Origin of the sequence: Acidovorax sp. YS12 (assembly GCA_021496925.1) — a bacterium.
In the GTDB taxonomy this organism is placed as follows: domain Bacteria; phylum Pseudomonadota; class Gammaproteobacteria; order Burkholderiales; family Burkholderiaceae_C; genus Paenacidovorax.
Genome location: CP053915.1, coordinates 2,002,015 through 2,018,177, shown reverse-complemented (window position 1 = coordinate 2,018,177; position 16,163 = coordinate 2,002,015). Strand labels below are relative to the sequence as shown.

General features: G+C 70.9%; 15 protein-coding genes and 1 pseudogene. 4 read left to right on the top strand and 12 right to left on the bottom strand.

Annotated features, from left to right (window positions below):
* Positions 1 to 7: 7 nt before the first annotated feature.
* Positions 8 to 961 carry a CDF family Co(II)/Ni(II) efflux transporter DmeF gene (dmeF, locus tag YS110_09155; protein UJB64898.1) on the top strand — a complete coding sequence of 318 codons (954 nt, stop codon included), beginning with the start codon at positions 8 to 10 and terminating at the stop codon, positions 959 to 961.
* A gap of 71 nt (positions 962 to 1,032) precedes the next feature.
* Positions 1,033 to 1,513 (top strand): annotated as a pseudogene (locus tag YS110_09150) (VOC family protein).
* Positions 1,514 to 1,538: 25 nt separating this feature from the next.
* On the opposite strand, the gene YS110_09145 reads toward YS110_09150, so the two are convergent.
* The 8 genes from YS110_09145 to YS110_09110 all read right to left on the bottom strand — a co-directional run bounded on the left by YS110_09145 (position 1,539) and on the right by YS110_09110 (position 7,204).
* Positions 1,539 to 2,165, bottom strand: a complete 627-nt coding sequence (locus tag YS110_09145; protein UJB64897.1) for a hypothetical protein — start codon at positions 2,163 to 2,165, stop codon at positions 1,539 to 1,541.
* Positions 2,162 to 3,361 carry an MFS transporter gene (locus YS110_09140; protein ID UJB64896.1) on the bottom strand — a complete coding sequence of 400 codons (1,200 nt, stop codon included), beginning with the start codon at positions 3,359 to 3,361 and terminating at the stop codon, positions 2,162 to 2,164. The genes YS110_09145 and YS110_09140 overlap by 4 nt, the downstream gene beginning before the upstream one ends.
* 96 nt (positions 3,362 to 3,457) lie before the next feature.
* Positions 3,458 to 4,105: an arylesterase gene (locus YS110_09135; GenBank protein UJB64895.1), complete on the bottom strand. Its 648-nt coding sequence runs from the start codon at positions 4,103 to 4,105 to the stop codon at positions 3,458 to 3,460.
* Positions 4,106 to 4,122: 17 nt separating this feature from the next.
* Positions 4,123 to 4,623 (bottom strand): MarR family transcriptional regulator, encoded by a 501-nt coding sequence (locus YS110_09130; protein ID UJB64894.1) that lies wholly within the window; start codon positions 4,621 to 4,623, stop codon positions 4,123 to 4,125.
* Between the two features lie 52 nt (positions 4,624 to 4,675).
* A complete protein-coding gene (locus YS110_09125) occupies positions 4,676 to 5,551 on the bottom strand; it encodes a ZIP family metal transporter (GenBank protein UJB64893.1) in 876 nt (291 codons plus the stop codon).
* An 11-nt stretch (positions 5,552 to 5,562) separates the two neighbouring features.
* Positions 5,563 to 6,189, bottom strand: a complete 627-nt coding sequence (locus tag YS110_09120) for a superoxide dismutase (GenBank protein UJB64892.1) — start codon at positions 6,187 to 6,189, stop codon at positions 5,563 to 5,565.
* Positions 6,190 to 6,221: 32 nt separating this feature from the next.
* Complete coding sequence (locus YS110_09115; protein ID UJB64891.1) at positions 6,222 to 6,701, bottom strand: hypothetical protein; 480 nt, start codon at positions 6,699 to 6,701, stop codon at positions 6,222 to 6,224.
* Complete coding sequence (locus YS110_09110; protein ID UJB64890.1) at positions 6,698 to 7,204, bottom strand: DUF2325 domain-containing protein; 507 nt, start codon at positions 7,202 to 7,204, stop codon at positions 6,698 to 6,700. The genes YS110_09115 and YS110_09110 overlap by 4 nt, the downstream gene beginning before the upstream one ends.
* A gap of 476 nt (positions 7,205 to 7,680) precedes the next feature.
* Between YS110_09110 and YS110_09105 the strand changes: the two genes are divergently transcribed.
* Positions 7,681 to 8,289, top strand: a complete 609-nt coding sequence (locus YS110_09105) for a LysE family translocator (protein UJB67406.1) — start codon at positions 7,681 to 7,683, stop codon at positions 8,287 to 8,289.
* Positions 8,290 to 8,525: 236 nt separating this feature from the next.
* A complete protein-coding gene (locus YS110_09100) occupies positions 8,526 to 9,311 on the top strand; it encodes an AraC family transcriptional regulator (protein UJB64889.1) in 786 nt (261 codons plus the stop codon).
* Between the two features lie 115 nt (positions 9,312 to 9,426).
* Here YS110_09100 and metG read toward each other — a convergent pair whose 3' ends face one another.
* From metG to YS110_09080, 4 genes are read right to left on the bottom strand one after another with little or no spacing between them, the layout of a single operon-like run.
* On the bottom strand, positions 9,427 to 11,496 hold the full coding sequence (gene metG, locus YS110_09095) for a methionine--tRNA ligase (GenBank protein ID UJB64888.1): 2,070 nt from the start codon (positions 11,494 to 11,496) through the stop codon (positions 9,427 to 9,429).
* A 51-nt stretch (positions 11,497 to 11,547) separates the two neighbouring features.
* Positions 11,548 to 12,462, bottom strand: a complete 915-nt coding sequence (locus tag YS110_09090; protein ID UJB64887.1) for a diguanylate cyclase — start codon at positions 12,460 to 12,462, stop codon at positions 11,548 to 11,550.
* Positions 12,459 to 15,581, bottom strand: a complete 3,123-nt coding sequence (locus YS110_09085; GenBank protein UJB64886.1) for a response regulator — start codon at positions 15,579 to 15,581, stop codon at positions 12,459 to 12,461. Before YS110_09085 ends, YS110_09090 begins: the two co-directional genes overlap by 4 nt.
* Positions 15,578 to 16,129, bottom strand: a complete 552-nt coding sequence (locus YS110_09080) for a YfiR family protein (protein UJB64885.1) — start codon at positions 16,127 to 16,129, stop codon at positions 15,578 to 15,580. The genes YS110_09085 and YS110_09080 overlap by 4 nt, the downstream gene beginning before the upstream one ends.
* Between the last annotated feature and the right edge of the window lie 34 nt (positions 16,130 to 16,163).

Genomic DNA, 16,163 nt, shown 5'->3' with positions numbered 1-16,163 from the left:
CCGGCCCATGGACACGCACAGCCCCTTTGCTCCCGAGCACGGCCATTGCTTCCTGGGCCGCGACCACCGGCGCAACGAGCGCAGGGTGTGGCTGGTCATCGCGCTCACGGCCGGCATGATGCTGGCCGAGATCGCCGCCGGCACCATCTATGGCTCGATGGCGCTGGTCGCCGACGGCTGGCACATGTCCACCCACGCGGGCGCGATGCTGATCGCGGCGCTGGCCTACCGCTTCGCGCGGCGGCATGCCGACGATCCGCGCTTCACCTTCGGCACGGGCAAGCTGGGCGATCTGGCGGGCTTTGCCAGCGCAGTGGTGCTGGCCCTGGTCGCGCTGCTGATCGGCTGGGAAAGCCTGGCGCGCCTGGCGCGGCCGATCCGCATCGACTTCGACCAGGCGATCGCGGTGGCCGTAGTGGGGCTGGCCGTCAACCTGGCCTGTGCGTGGCTGCTGAAGGACGACCACGCGCACCACGGCCATGGGCACCACCACCATGACCACGATCACGTCCACCACCACGCGCACGGCGAAGCCCGCGACAACAACCTGCGCGCCGCCTACCTGCACGTGCTGGCCGACGCCTTGACCTCCGTGCTGGCCATCGCCGCGCTGCTGCTGGGCCGCAGCCGCGGCTGGCTCTGGGCCGACCCGGCCATGGGCGTGGTCGGCGCGCTGGTGATCGTGCGCTGGTCCTGGGGGCTGCTGCGGGACAGCGGCAGCGTGCTGCTGGACGCCGCGGCCGAGGGCCAGGCGGTGCGCCAGGAGATCCACGAGGCGATGGCGCCCACGAGCAGCCGCATCACGGACCTGCACGTCTGGCAGGTGGGCCCCGGCCATTTCGCGGCCATCGTCGCGCTGATGGCGCGGGAGCCGCAGGAGCCTGCCTACTACAAGGCGCTGCTGGTGCACATCCACGAGCTGTCGCACGTCACGGTGGAGGTGCAGCGGCAGGCGGGATAAGACCCCGTGGGGAGCGTGGCCAGGGAAGTCGTGCAGTCTTCCAACTTTCGACCCCGGACAGGAGCGTGGCCATGGCCCCCAAGAACACCATCTGCCTCTGGTACGACGGCACCGCCCTGGACGCCGCGCGGTTCTATGCGCAGACCTTTCCCGACAGCGCGGTGCAGGCCGTGCACAAGGCGCCGGGCGACTACCCGGCGGGAAAGCAGGGCGAGGTGCTGACCGTGGAGTTCACGGTCATGGGCATCCCGTGCCTCGGCCTGAACGGCGGCGCGGCGTTCCGGCACAGCGAAGCGTTCTCGTTCCAGGTGGCGACAGACGACCAGGCCGAGACGGACCGCCTGTGGAACGCGATCGTCGGCAACGGTGGGCAGGAAAGCGCGTGCGGCAGGTAGCAAGGATCGATGGGGCGTGTCTTGGCAGATCACGCCGCGCGCGCTGACCGACGCGATCGCCGATCCCGACCCGGCGGCGGCGCAGCGCGCTTTCGCGGCCATGATGGAGATGGGCAAGATCGACATCGCGGCCATCGAGGCGGCACGGCGCGGCTGAGCTGGCGGTGATGCGATAGCCGGGCTCAGGCCGCGCGGCGCTCCTGGGCCCTGAGCCAGCCATCGTGCAGCCACTTCTCCGTCTTGCGGTGGCCGGGGAAGGTGATCCAGACGATGTCGCGCTCGAACACCATGGGTTGTTCGTCGCTGCAGACGATGACCCAGAACCAGCGCCCGTCGGCCAGGTTGCGCGCCTTCATCTTCATGCCGGTCAGCGTCACGGTCTCGGTGCGGCCCTCGCGCTGCACGCGGATGGGTTCATCATGCGGCTCGATCCAATGAATCTCCATGCGCAGCAGCAGATCGCTCGCGTGGGTTTGCAGGAAGGCACGCGCGATGGCCTCGGTGCGCTCGCGCGAGGGCAGGGGCTTTCCTGCCAGGTCGAGCGAGATGTGGGCGAAGCCCTTGAGCACGCCGTCCGCCGCCGTCACGGTGCTGAAGTGCTCGCCCTCCAGCCCGGCATTGCGGCCGTCGCGGCGCTCGTGGCGGGTGAGGATGGCGGGCGTGCCGTCCACCTGCACGACGCGGTGGGAGACGGCGTGGTGGCTGGCGGGGATGAGGGAACGGGGCATGGGAAGGGACTCCTGGGCGGTGGATGAGAACGATGCCGTGGCGAAGGCCAGTGCGGCGGCGATGGAGTGAAGGGCTTTCATGGATGGTCTCCAGGGGTTGATGAAACAGGTGTGGCCGCGTACAGCGCCGCCGCGCCCAGCAGCGCGGCCAGCAGGCCCAGCGCCGCTGCCTGCGGCCAGTGCGCCGTGGCCTGCGCCAGCCAGGGGCCGAGGCTGGCGCCCACGAACAGCACGAAGGTGTAGAGCGCCACGGCCAGGCCGCGCACCGGCGCGGCAGCCAGGCCCGCCACGCGGGCGATGAGGCTGGGCACGCTGGTGCCCACGCCCAGCACAAACACCACGCTGGCGGCCAGCAGCCCCGGCAGATGGGCGGTGCCCGCCCAGGCGGCCAGCAGCAGCCCGGCGGCGGCCGTGCCCAGGCCCAGCGTGACCCAACGCGCCGCACCGATGCGCGCCATGGCGGCAGCCACGGCCAGCGGCGCCAGGAAGGCGGGCAGGGCCACGGCGCGTGCCGCCAGCGGCGTGATGCCCTGCGCGCGCAGGGCGGCGCCGGCGTGCATGTCCAGCAGCAGGTAGAAGGCCACGAAGCAGAGCAGGAGCAGCAGCGCCGGGCCATAGGCGCGGCGCAGGCGCGCGTCGGCCAGCAGCGTGCCCATGGCTTGCATGGACGCGCGCAGGGACGGCAGTGCGCTGGCGGCGGCGCGCGCATCGGCGGGCGAGCGCAGCAGCGCGCAGGCGGTGATGACGTATACGGCGGCCAGTGGCAGCATGGCCGCGCCCAGGCCCCAGCGGCCCGCCACGGCGCCGCCGTACATCTGTCCCAGCAGCCCGGCGGACAGGAAGGCCGTGCTGATCCACGCCACGCCCCAGGTGCGCTGGCGCGGCGTGCCGCGTTCGGACAGGTAGGCGATGGCGGCGGGCGCGAACGCGGCGGCGGCCAGCCCCTGCAGCGCCCGCCCGGCCAGCAGCAGCGCGCTGGACGGCGCCCAGGCCAGCGCGGCGGTCAGGGGCGCCAGCGCGGCCAGCCCCCAGGCCATGACGGCGCGGCGGCCGAGCCGGTCGGACAGCGGGCCGAACAGCAGAAAGCCCGCGGCATAGGCCATGCCGAAGACGCTCACCACCATCCCGGCCGCGCCGGGCGCGAGGCCGTGGGCGCGCGCCACCTGCGGCAGCACGGGCAGCGGCCAATACAACTGCGACACCACGGCCAGCGCGCACAGGGCCAGCAGGGCGCGCAGCGGTGTGGAAGGAATGTGGGAGTCCGTAGATGTGTTCATTGCTTTCATGTAGTTAACTACATAAATGGATAAAAAATAGATGAAAATGGCCTGTAGCGCTTACCCATCAAGCGCTGGCAGCTATGGTTTCAGGAGTTACGCCAGCAATCCCGCCTGGCGCAGCCGCTTGGCCAGCCCTTCGGCGAACTGGCGGTAGCCCTGGGCGTTGGCATGCACCTGGTCGGAGCGCAGGCTGGCGTTGCCCAGCACCTCGGCCCAGCCGTCCTCGTACAGCGGCAGTTGGAGTTCGCCGGCCAACTCCGCATAGAGCGGGTGGTCGGTGAGCCGCCCGGTGCTGGCCGCCAGCAAAGAGAACTGCGGCACGGCCACCAGCATCACCTGCGCGCCTGCAGCGGTGGCGGCGCGGCAGATCGCGCGGATGTTGTCTTTGGCGGCGGCGGCGCTCATCTGGCGCAGGAAGTCGTTGCCGCCGATGCCCACGATGACGAGTTGGGGCCGGTGCTCCTCCAGCAGCGCGGGCAGCCGCGCCAGCGCCTGGGCCGTGGTGTCGCCGGAGACGCCGCCGTTCACCACCTGCCAGCCCGTCAGCGCCTGCAGCTCGGCGGGATAGGCGGTGGCGGCATCGGCGCCGACGCCCGAGGTCAGCGAATCGCCGAGGGCCAGCACGGTGCTGCCCGTGGCGATGGGCCGTGCCTTGGGCGCGCGCTTGCCGCAGGCGGCGAGCAGGGCGGTGCCGGGCAGCAGGGCCAACAGGCGGCGGCGGGGCAGGGAATGGAGATTCATGCGTCGCGGTGATGGAGTTAGCGGGACAGGCCGGCTTCGCGCAGCTTGCCCGTGAGGCGCTGCAGCAGCGCGCGTTCCTCGGCGCTGAAGTGCTGCATCAGGTTCGCCACCCAGGCGTAGTGCGCGGGCAGCGCCTGGGCCAGCAGCGCGTCGCCCGCGGGCGTCAGGTGGATCAGCCACGCGCGGCGGTCCTGCGGGTCGGCCTCGCGCTGGCACAGGCCCGCGCCTTCCATGCGGTCGAGGGTGCGCGTCATGGTCTGCGAGGTAACGGCCACGCCCTGCGCCAGCGCGCCCACGCTCAGGCCGGCGGGGTTGCGCTTGAGCAGCAGCAGCACGAAGAACTGCGACTGCGACAGGCCGCCGTTCTTCGCCAGGTTGGCGTCGAAGGCCGACAGCATCTCGCCCGTGGCCGATGCCCAGGCCAGCCAGGCGTGCAGGCCGCCCACGTCGGGGTTGCCATAGGCGGCGCCGAAGGCGGCCAGGGTGTCGTAGCTGGGCAGGTCTTGTAGTTCAAACATGGCTGAAATGTAGTTGGCTACATATGCCTTGTCAAATAAGGCGCATGGCGCCTCATGCCAGGGCCGTGTCCAGCACCATCATGAGCACGAACCCCACCATCAGCCCCGCCGTGGCGAACGATTCGTGGCCCTTGCGATGCGATTCGGGAATGATCTCGTGGCTGATGACGAACAGCATGGCCCCGGCGGCGAAGCCCAGCCCCCAGGGCAGCAGCAGCGCCGAATGGCCGACGGCGGCGGCGCCGGCCACCGCGCCCAGCGGCTCGACCAGGCCCGAGGCGATGCCGAGCGCGATGGCCAGGCCGCGCGTGTAGCCCGCCGCGACCAGCGCCGCGGCGACGACGAAGCCCTCGGGCACGTCCTGGATGGCGATGCCGATCGCCAGCGCATGCGCGCGCATGCCTTCGTTGCCCGCGTAGCCGACGCCGATGGCCAGCCCCTCGGGCAGGTTGTGCAGCGTGATGGCGAAGACGAACAGCCAGGTGCGGCGCAGCTGCTTGGCCTCGGCGCCCTCGCGTCCTTTGATGAAATGCTCGTGCGGCAGCAGGTGGTCCATGGCCAGCAGCACCAGCGCGCCCATGAGGATGGCGCAGCCCACCACGCCGCCCGCGGCCCAGTTGCTGCCGCCGAACAGAGCGGCGCTGCGCGCTGCATCGAGTCCCGGCAGGATGAGCGAGAACGCGCTGGCGGCCAGCATCACGCCTGCGCCGAAGCCGAACAGCGTGTCCTGCACGCGCTCCGAGGGCCGCTGCGCGAGCAGCACGGGCAGCGTGCCCAGCGCGGTGGCCAGCGCGGCGACGAGGCCGCCGAGCAGCGCGCCTTGCAGCGCGGGCTGGTCCAGCCTCTGCCAGGCCAGGGCGCACAGGGCGGGCAGGCCGGCGGCGCACAGGGCCAAGCCGGCCAGGGTCTGCGGGCGGAGCGGGCGCATGGGTTGCAGTATTAGCGGGATTGTGCGGCTGCGTAGCGCCGGGCCACCTCGGCCCAGTCGATGACGTTATAGAACGCCGCGATGTATTCGGGGCGGCGGTTCTGGTACTGCAGGTAGTAGGCGTGTTCCCACACGTCCAGCCCCAGGATGGGCGTGTGGCCCGAGGCGATGCCGCGCATCAGCGGGCTGTCCTGGTTGGCGCTGCTTTCCACGGCCAGCTTGCCCTGCGGGTTCACTGTGAGCCAGGCCCAGCCGCTGCCGAAGCGCGAGAGCGCCGCCTGGGTGAATGCGGCCTTGAAGGCGTCGAAGCCGCCCAGGTCGGCCTCGATGGCGCGGGCCAGGTCGCCGCCCGGCGCGCCGCCGCCCTGGGGCGACATGACGCGCCAGAACAGGCTGTGGTTGGCGTGCCCGCCGCCGTTGTTGCGCGCGGGCGCGCGCAGCTTCTCGGGCAGGGTGTCGACCTGCGCGACCAGCTCGTCGAGCGGCAGCTCGGCGTAGGGTGTGCCTTCGAGCGCCGCGTTGAGGTTGTTCACGTAGGCCTGGTGGTGCCTGGTGTGGTGGATCTCCATCGTCCGCGCGTCGATGTGGGGTTCCAGCGCGTCGTAGGCGTAGGCGATCGGGGGCAGCGTGTAGGGCATGGGCGGGGCTCCGGGAGTTGCGAGGAATGGAATCAGTGCAGCAGCGGGCTGGCGGGCGCGGGGCCGCCCTGCGGGCCGTGGTGCAGGTGCAGTGCCGCGTGGGTGTGGTGCAGTTGCCGGGCGGCCGCCATGCGCAGGGATGGCGGCGCGGTGTCGCTGTGCAGCAGCGCCATGAGCTTGTGGTGCGCGCGGCACAGGCATTCGGCGGCGCTGGCGGGCTGGTCCATGCCGGCGTAGCAATCGGCCAGGTTCAGGTGTGCGACGACGTAGGCGGCGAGCCGGTCGTCGGCCGCGATGCCGTCTTCCGCATGGGCCAGCAACTGGCGCGCCACGCCCAGCGCCCGCGTGTGCCAGGTGAGCGCATGCGCCACGCAGTGCGCGCGGCTGGCCGCCAGGCCCTGGCGCGTGAGCTGCTTCCATTCGCGCAGCAGGGGGTGCTCGGGCGTGCCGCGGGTGTCGTCGGCGTCCTGGGGGGCGTGCGCGGCAGCGCCGGTCTGGAGGGCGTGGTTCATGGCATGTCCTTGTGGTCCAGGGGCGCGCAGGCCTCTGGCTCGGCCTGGCCGGCGGGATGGACGCGCACGATGCGCAGCGCGCCGGGCTGCTCCACCAGCACGCAGGTCTTGCCCGTGCGCTTGCAGTGGTCCTCCACGCGCCAGAACGCGCCGTGGCTCGCGCAGCCGGTCTGGCAGATCACCAGGTCGGCGCAGCGCAGGCTGTGTTCAAGCCATTCGGCATCGGCGTGGGCGCCGGCATCGGGGTGCTGGGCCAGCGCCAGTTCGGGCCAGTCGGCAATGGCGGCCAGCAGCCGCTGGCGGTCCTCGCGCTCCCAGGCCAGGGCGCTGTCGCGCTGGATGAGCTGGGCCCGCAGGCGCATGACCTGCTGCTGCAGCCGAACGATCTCCTGCGCCTGGGCGTTGGCGTGCTCGGTGCAGCGGCGCTGCAATTCGCCGTAGCGGCGCAACAGCACGCCATGTTCCGGCGCCAGCTGATGGATGTCTTCTTCAAGGTATGGCATGACGCAGCGGCTCCCTGCCAGGCGGGCTTGCGAAAGGGGGCTCCCATGCACCGGCAGGCGTGGCCGGCGGCATCGTGAAAAAGTGCGTGGCTGGTGGCGGACCAGTGGCTGGCAAAAAAGTGGTCAATGGGCTGGAGTGAGCACCCCATTGACTACCCCACGATGAGAACCTTGCCGCAACGGTGCGCGTTGCAGCCTGGGGTGAATCATAGCAAGAAATACGAATGATTCTTGATAACTTTCCAAAATAATGTTTTGGTACTTGTCGCAGAGCGGTACGGTTGCACGGGAATGAGAATGAAAAACGCGGATAGCGCTTATCCAGCAAGCGCTGACAGCTATCGAATCAGGAGCTGTTTCCGTGGAGCCGTGGCCCGCCCGGGCGTGCTCCGGGAACGCGGGACGCAGGGGGGCTGTGCAATTGCGTTCAATACACCACGGCCAGGGCACGCCAGACTGCGCGGGCCATGACGTCCTTGTTCTCCCTGCTGCTGGCGATGGCCGGCTTCTCCCTGGTGGGTGCCATCACCCCCGGGCCTGTCAACGTGCTGGCGCTGCGCCACGGCAGCCAGGCGCGGCGGCGCGTGGCCCTGCTGTACGTACTGGGGGCCAGCGCCAGCTACGCGGCCGTGGTCTGGTGCATGGGGCAGGGGGCGCAATGGCTGGTGGACGGCCTGCCTGGGGTGGCCCCGGTGGCGCAGTGGCTGTGCGCGGCCTATCTGCTGTGGCTGGCGTGGCAGCTGGCGCGCGCTCCGGCGGGCGCCATCGCGGTCCAGGCGGGGCAGGCGGTGCGGCCCTGGCGCGCCTTCGCCCAAGGGGCCGCCGTGCAGGCGCTGAACCCCAAGGCCTGGCTGGTCGCGCTGTCGGGCGTGGGCCTGTTCGTGCTGCCGCAGGGCGAGGGCAGCGGCGCGGCGCTGGCGTGGTACTGCGCGGTGTCGCTGGCAGCCTGCCTGCTGGGCGTGGGGTGCTGGGCCGTGGCGGGCCGGGCGCTGGCGCGCTGGCTGCGCACGGGCGCGCGGCAGCGGCTGTTCCAGCGGGCGCTGGCGCTGCTGCTGGTGGCGAGCGTGCTGGGCATGCTGGCATGATCCTGGAAACGGCAGTTGACCGCTTGCAAACTTCACGAGTGCCGTATGGATACTGGCTTTCGCAGCTCCGTCACCGTTCGCCTGCAGGGTGAGCTGCGCTACGCACTCGCCGCGCCATGCGGTGTTGCTCCTCCTTGGGGGCAGGAGCCCGCCGCGTCGTCGCGCCTTGCCTGGCTCGCCGAGTGCGGCACTGGCGAGCGCGTTCAACTACCGTTTCTAGGATGATCGACAGCGCCATGACCGCCACCACCTTCCACCGCCACCCCGCCGCCCCGTGGGTGGAGCTGCGCGAGAGCCGCGCCGCGCCGCACTGTTACCGCCTGCACATGCATGCGGAGTACTCCATCGGCATCGTCGATGCGGGGGCGGCGGTGTTCCACCATGCCGGCGGCCCCGAGCGGGTGGAGGCCGGCAGCGTGGTGCTGATCGAGCCCGGCGTCTGGCACGCCTGCAACCCGGAGGATGGCGCGCCTTGGGCGTACCGCATGCTGTTCGTGCAGGCCGGCTGGCTGTGCGCGCAGCTGGGGGTGCAGGGGCTGCGCTTTCCCGTCCGCGCGCGGCACGACGCGGCATCGGCGCAGGCTGTGCACCGGCTGTGCCAGCCGCTGGGCGATGCCGGTATCGAGATGTTCACCCAGGCGCTGCTGCACTGCGTGCAGCGCTTCGCCGAGCCCGCGCTGCCTGCCGTCGATGCGCCCCATGCCGGAGCGGTGGCGGCGGCTCTGCGCTGCCTGCATGCGCAGCCCGAAGCCGCGCCCAGCGTGCAGGCGCTGGCCCAGGCCTGCGGCATGAGCGCGCCGCGCTTCATCCGCTGCTTCAAGGCAGCGACGGGCGTGACGCCCGGGGTGTACCGGCTGAACCTGCGCCTGAACGGCGCACGCCGCCTGCTGGCCCAGGGCACGGCACTGGCCGAAGCGGCGCACGCCATGGGCTTTGCCGACCAGGCGCACCTGCAGCGCGCCTTCAAGGCGCACCATGCGCTGACGCCGGGGCGCTATGCGCAGGCGCTGACGGGGCGGTAAATGCTCCTGAAAGGAGAGCTGCCAGCGCTTGATGGGCAAGCGCTGGAGACAGTTTTGGCTTGAATTTTCAAGCGAGCCCCGCAGAGGGCGCGGCCCCGGCCCGCGTCTGCCGCGCTCAGTGGATGCGCATGCCCGGCTGCGCGCCCGGGAACGGCTCCAGCACGTAGATACCGGGGTGCGCCTTTTCGTCGGCATGGCTGGCGGCCAGCACCATGCCTTCGCTGAGGCCGAACTTCATCTTGCGCGGCGCGAGGTTGGCGACCATCACGGTCAGCTTGCCCTGCAACTGCTCGGGCTGGTACATGCTGGCGATGCCGGAAAAGACGTTGCGCGTCTTGCCTTCGCCCACGTCCAGCGTCAGTTGCAGCAGCTTGGTGGAGCCTTCGACGGGCTTGCATTCCACGATCTTTGCGATGCGCAGGTCGATCTTGGCGAAGTCGTCGATGGAGATGGTGGGGGCGATGTCTTCGCCACCCGGCTGCACGGCCTCGGCCGCCGGGGCGGCGGGCGGCTCGAACAGCGCGTCGAGCTGCTTCACGTCCACGCGCTGCATCAGGTGCTGGTAGGCGCCGATGGCGTGGCCCGCGCCGAGCAGGGTCTGCGCATCGGCGAAGGCGAGCGGCGGCACCTGCAGGAAGGCTTCCACCTGGGCGGCCACGGCGGGCAGCATGGGCTTGAGGTAGATGGTGAGCAGGCGGAAGGCCTCGATACAGGTGCTGCACACGTCCTGCAGGCGCGCATCCTCGCCCTCCTGCTTGGCGAGTTCCCAGGGCTTGTTGGCATCGACATAGGCGTTCACGCGGTCGCACAGCAGCATGGCTTCGCGTGCGGCGCGTGCGGTGTCGCGCGCCTCGTAGGCCTGGGCGATGGCGTCGGCCTGCGCGCGCAGCTGCTGCAGCAGCGCCTGGCCGTCGGCGCCCGGGGCGCCGAGCTGGCCGCCGAAGCGCTTGGCGAGGAAGCCGGCCGCGCGCGAGGCGATGTTGACGTACTTGCCGATCAGGTCCGAGTTCACGCGCAGCATGAAGTCCTCGGCCGTGAAGTCGATGTCCTCGTTCCTGCCGTTGAGCTTGGCGCCCAGGTAGTAGCGCAGCCACTCGGGGTTCATCTGGAGCGCCAGGTACTTGAGCGGATCCAGGCCCGTGCCGCGGCTCTTGCTCATCTTCTCGCCGTTGTTCACCGTGAGAAAGCCGTGCACGCAGATCCTGGTGGGCGTCTTGCGGCCGCTGAACTTGAGCATGGCAGGCCAGAACAGCGTGTGGAAGGTGATGATGTCCTTGCCGATGAAGTGGTACTGCTCCAACGCCGGATCGGCCATGTAGGTGTCGTAGTCCTCGCCGCGCTGGTTCAACAGGTTCTTGAGCGAGGCCAGGTAGCCGACGGGCGCGTCGAGCCAGACGTAGAAGTACTTGCCCGGCGCATCGGGGATCTCGATGCCGAAGTACGGCGCGTCGCGGCTGATGTCCCAGTCGTCCAGGCCGGTGCTGGTGCTGCCGTCGGGATTGGTGCGCGTGCCGAACCATTCCTTGATCTTGCCGGCCACCTCGGGCTGCACATGCACGCCGTTCTGCGTCCATTCGGTGAGGAATTCCACGGCGCGCGGGTCGGAGAGCTTGAAGAAGAAGTGCTCCGAGGTCTTGAGCACCGGCTTGGCGCCCGACAGCGCGGAGTAGGGGTTGATGAGGTCGGTGGGGGCGTAGACCGAGCTGCACACCTCGCAGTTGTCGCCGTACTGGTCCTTGGCGTGGCAGCGCGGGCATTCGCCCTTGATGAAGCGGTCGGGCAGGAACATGTTCTTCTCGGGGTCGAAGAACTGCTCGATGGTGCGGGTTTCGATGAACCTGGCCTTTTTCAAATCGAGGTAGATCTGCTGCGACAGCTCGTGGTTCTCCGGGCTGTCGGTGTTGCTCCAGTTGTCGAAGGCGATGTGGAAGCCGTCCAGGTACTGCTTCCGCCCGGCGGCGATGTCGGCCACGAACTGCTGGGGCGTCTTGCCGGCCTTCTCGGCGGCGATCATGATCGGCGCGCCGTGCGCGTCGTCGGCGCCGACGAAGTTCACCGCATGGCCCTGCATCCGCTGGTAGCGCACCCAGGTGTCGGCCTGGATGTATTCCATGATGTGGCCGATGTGGAAGTTGCCGTTGGCGTAGGGCAGCGCGGTGGTGACGAAGAGCTTGCGTTGGGACATGGGAGGTAGCCTGGGAAGGAGACGGCGAACCTTTGATTTTAGGGTGACGCCTTAGGCCGCCGCCCAGCGCACGCCGTTGCGGCCGCTGGCCTTGGCCTGGTACAGGGCCGCATCGGCCAGGGGGAAGAAGGCAGGGTCGGCCTCGGCCTGCGTGGGGATGGTGCTGGCGCCGCCGATGCTCAGGGTCACGCTGGCGCCCACGGGCGAGGCCGGGTGCGCCAGCGCGCGCGCTTCGAGCCTGGCGCGCAGTTCCTCGGCCAGCATCTGCGCCTCCTGCGCGCCGGTCTCGGGCAGCAGCAGCACGAATTCCTCGCCGCCGTAGCGCGCGGCCAGGTCGCCGGGGCGGCGCGCGCACTGGCGCAGCACGGCGGCCACCTCCTGCAGCACGCGGTCGCCGGCGGCGTGGCCCAGGGTGTCGTTGTAGGCCTTGAAGTGGTCCACGTCGGCCACGACCAGCGACAGCGGCTGGCCCGTGCGCTGGCAGCGGCGCCACTCCAGCGCGTAGGACTCGTCGAAGCGGCGCCGGTTGGGGATGCCGGTCAGGCCGTCGAGCGCGGCGAGCTGCTCCAGCAGGCGGCGCTGGTGCACGATCTGCAGGTGGTTGCGCACGCGCACGCGCACGATCGAGGGATGGAAGGGCTTGGCGATGTAGTCCACCGCGCCCAGGTTCAGGCCCTGCTCTTCGTCGGTGGGCGAGTCGAGCGCGGTGATGAAGATTACCGGGATGTTGCGCGTGGCGTCCTCGCGCTTGAGGGCGCGGATCGTGGCCATGCCGTCCATCTCGGGCATGAGCACGTCGAGCAGGATCAGGTCGGGCGCGTGGCTGCGCGCGCGCTCCAGCGCCTGCAGGCCGTTCTTGGCCTGGATGATCTTGTACTCGCCCTCGAACAGCTCGGTGAGCAGCAGGCGGTTTTGCTTTTCGTCGTCGACGACGAGCAGGGTGGATTCGTTGAGCTGGGGGTTCATGGCCGTTCCATGAGGGCGCGCAGCGCGGGCAGGGCGGCCAGCGCGTCTTCGTATTCCACGTCTTCCACCAGCTCGCGCAGCGCCGTCAGTTGCGCGCGCCAGCCGGGGTGCGGCACGCTGGCCTGCGCCAGCGCCTCGATCACGCGCAGCGCGGCGGCGTCGTCGTTTTCCAGCAGGGCCTGCAGGCGGTCGAACAGCGCGGCACCGTCCTGCGCCGGGGCACTGCCGGGGGCCGGGGCGGCGGTTTCCCCGGCGGGCAGCAGCGGCGCCAGCAGGGCGCACACGCGCTGGAGTTCGGCGCTGGCGGCGGCCAGGTCGGCCGCGCTGGCGGGCTGCGACTCGGCGTAGCCGTGCTCCAGCGCCTTGGCCTGCTGCGCCAGCAGCCCGGCGCCGATGGTGGCTGCGCCCGACTTGAGCGAGTGCGCCAGGCGGCGCGCCAGCGGCCAGTCCTGTGCGGCCTGGGCGGCGGCGATGGCCTGGCCGCTGGCACCGAATTCCTTGGTGAAGTTGCCCAGGATGCGCCGGTACAGCGCGGGCCGCCCCAGGCTCTGCGCCAGGCCGCGCGCGGTGTCGATGCCGTCCAGCGGCGGGATGGGCGCGTCGTCCGCGGGCGCGCCGGGCGCCGGCGCGGGGCGGGGTGCGGCGCCGCCCTGGCGGCGCGGCGCGATCCAGCGCAGCAGCGCGGCGTAGAGCGCCTCGGGGTCGATCGGTTTGGTCAGGTGGTCGTTCATGCCCGCCTCCAGGCTGCGCTCGCGGTCGCCGGTCATGGCGTGGGCGGTCATGGCGACGATGGGCAGCGTGCGCAGGCGCGCCTCCTTGCGGATCTCGCGCGTGGCCGTGAGGCCGTCCATCTCGGGCATCTGGATGTCCATCAGCACCAGGTCGTAGGGCTGGGCGCGCGCCATCTCCAGCGCCTCGCGGCCGTGCGTGGCCACGTCCACCTGCACGCCGGTGTCGGCGAGGAAGGCCAGGGCCACGGTGCGGTTGAGCTCCACGTCATCGACCAGCAGCACGCGCGCGCCGGCGATGGCGCCGAAGTCGTGCGTGGCGGTGCCCTGGCCCGGCGGCGCCTGGTGCGCGGGCAGATCGACGGCGCCGTTGCCCAGCAGGGCTTCGAGCATGGCGTCGTGCAGCGCCGACTCGCTCACCGGCTTGGTCAGGATGTGCTCCAGCCCCACGCTGGCCACCTGGCCCGAGAGCTTTTCGTAGCTGCCCGCGGTGACCATGAGCACGGCGGGCACGCCATCGGGCAGGTGCGCGGCGTTGATGCTGCGCGCCGTCTCGATGCCGTCCATGCCCGGCATGAGCCAGTCGAGCAGCACGAGCTGGTACGGGTCGCCTGCCGCCGCCGCGTGCAGCAGGCGCTCCATGCCGGGCTCGCCGCCCTCGGCGGCCTCGGCGCGCATGCCGAACTGCTCCAGCATGGCGCAGAGGAGCTCGCGCGCGCTGGCGTTGTCGTCGATCACCAGCACGCGCCGCCCGCGCAGCAGGCTGGAGTAGCCGCGCGCCGCCGCATCGCGCGGCGCGCCGTCCGCCGCGTCCTGCGTGGACAGGCCCAGCGGCACGGTGAACGAGAACGTGCTGCCCGTGCCGACCTGGCTTTGCACCTCGATGCGCCCGCCCATCAGCTCCACGAGCTGGCGGCAGATGGCCAGGCCCAGGCCGCTGCCGCCGAAGCGCCGGGTGATGCTGCCGTCCACCTGCGTGAACGGCGAGAACAGCTCGGCCAGGCGCTCGGGCGGTATGCCCATGCCGGTGTCGCGCACGGAAAACTCCAGCACCGCCTTGTCTGCGTGGCGCTCGCGCAGCGCCGCCTGTACCACGATCTCGCCGTATTCGGTGAACTTGACGGCGTTGTTGGCCAGGTTGACCAGCACCTGGCCGAGCCGCAGCGGGTCGCCGGTGACGTGGTGCGGCACGTCCGGCGCGATGCGGAACAGCAGCTCCAGCCCGCGCTCCTGTGCGCGCAGCGCCACCTGGCCGGAGACGCTGCGCAGCACCTGCTCCAGGTCGAAGGCGATGGCCTCGATCTGCAGCTTGCCGGCCTCGATGCGCGAGTAGTCGAGGATGTCGTTGATCAGGCCCAGCAGCATGTCCGACGCCGCCAGCACCTTCTCCTGGTAGTCGCGCTGCTGCGCCGTCAGGCTGGTCTTGAGCAGCAGCTTGCCCAGGCCGACGATGGCGTTCATGGGCGTGCGGATCTCGTGGCTCATGCGCGCCAGGAAGTCCGACTTGGCGCGGCTGGCCTGGTGCGCCTGCTCGGTGGCGGCCAGCAGGGCGTGCGTGCGCTGCTCCACCAGGTGCTCCAGCCCTTGGCGGTACTGCGCCAGCTCGCGGTCGCGCGCCTGCAGCCGGTCGATCATCTGGTTCAGGCTGCGGCCCAGCTGCGCCAGCTCGTCCTCGCCGCGCGCGTCGGCGCGTTCGGCCAGCGCCGGGTTGTCGCTGATGTGCGCCATGAGCTGGTTCAGGTCCTGCAGCGGCGTGGCCATGCGCCGCGCCGCGCGGGCCGAGAGCCACAGCAGCGCCACCAGCAGCGCCAGGAGGCTGGCGCCGGTTTCCAGCGCCATGTGGTCGATGGCGTCGTGCATGGCGTCGAGCGAGGCCACGAGTTCGATGGCGGCGCCGCCGTCGCTGCCCGGGATGGGGGCCCACACGGCCAGGTAGTGGCCGTGGCTCAGGTCCGCGCCGTCGAGGCTGTCGTGGCCGCTGGGCCACGGCAGCAGATGCTGGCCGTGGCTGAAATGCACGCCCGCGCCCTGGGCCGGGGGCTCGGGCATGACCAGCTGCGCGGCGCCGTCGCGGGCGAATTCGGCAAAGGGCTGGCGCTTGCCGCGCTGCACCAGGCGCGCGCGCAGGATGGCCGGGTTGTTGTCGGCCACCGCACCCAGCAGGCGCGTGGCTTCCTCGCGGTCCTGGAAGTCGAACGCCGCCTGGCTGTTGGTGGCGATGAGCCGTGCCTGCGCGCCTAGCGATTCGCTCCATTCGCTGCGGATCAGCCGCTGCTGCAGCAGCACCATGGCCACGTACAGCACGCCCACCGCGCCGACGATGGCGATGGTGAAGAACCAGGCCAGCTTGCCCCGGATGGTGCGCGGGTGCAGGCGTTGCAGCGGCTTCACTCGACGATCCTCGCCAGGCGCAGCAACTGCGCGTTGAACTTGACGGACTGCGCCTGCGCCGCCTTGCGGTTGATGAGCACGGCCAGCGAGCCGCCGCCGTCCTTGTTGACGGCGAACTCCACCATGCCTCCGGCGCTGGCGAAGCCCTCGATGTCGGACACCGTGACCACGGGCTGCTCGCCCAGCTTGTCCAGCGTGGCCTTGAGGCGCGCGGCCTCGCTGGCGGCGACGAAGACGAAGTCGCACTCCCCCGCCTCGCCGGCCGAGGCCAGCTTGCGCACCTGCACGGCGCGCCCGTCGATGGGCGTTTGCGCCAGCTTTTCCAGCGCGCCGCCGAAGGGGTTCTGCCCGAGCACGCACAGGGTCACGCTGGTGCCGCCCTCGAAGCGCGGCAGGTAGACGAAGCGCGGCAGCTTGAACAGCAGCGCGGACTTGACGGCGTACTCCGACACCGCCCCCGCCGCGGCCTGCGCGCGCGCGGCCAGCGGCGCCAGCACGAGCAGCAGGGCCAGCAGGGCTGACAGAGCCATCGGCACGGGACTGGCCATGTCAGTTTCCCATGGCGCTGGCGCGCCACCCACG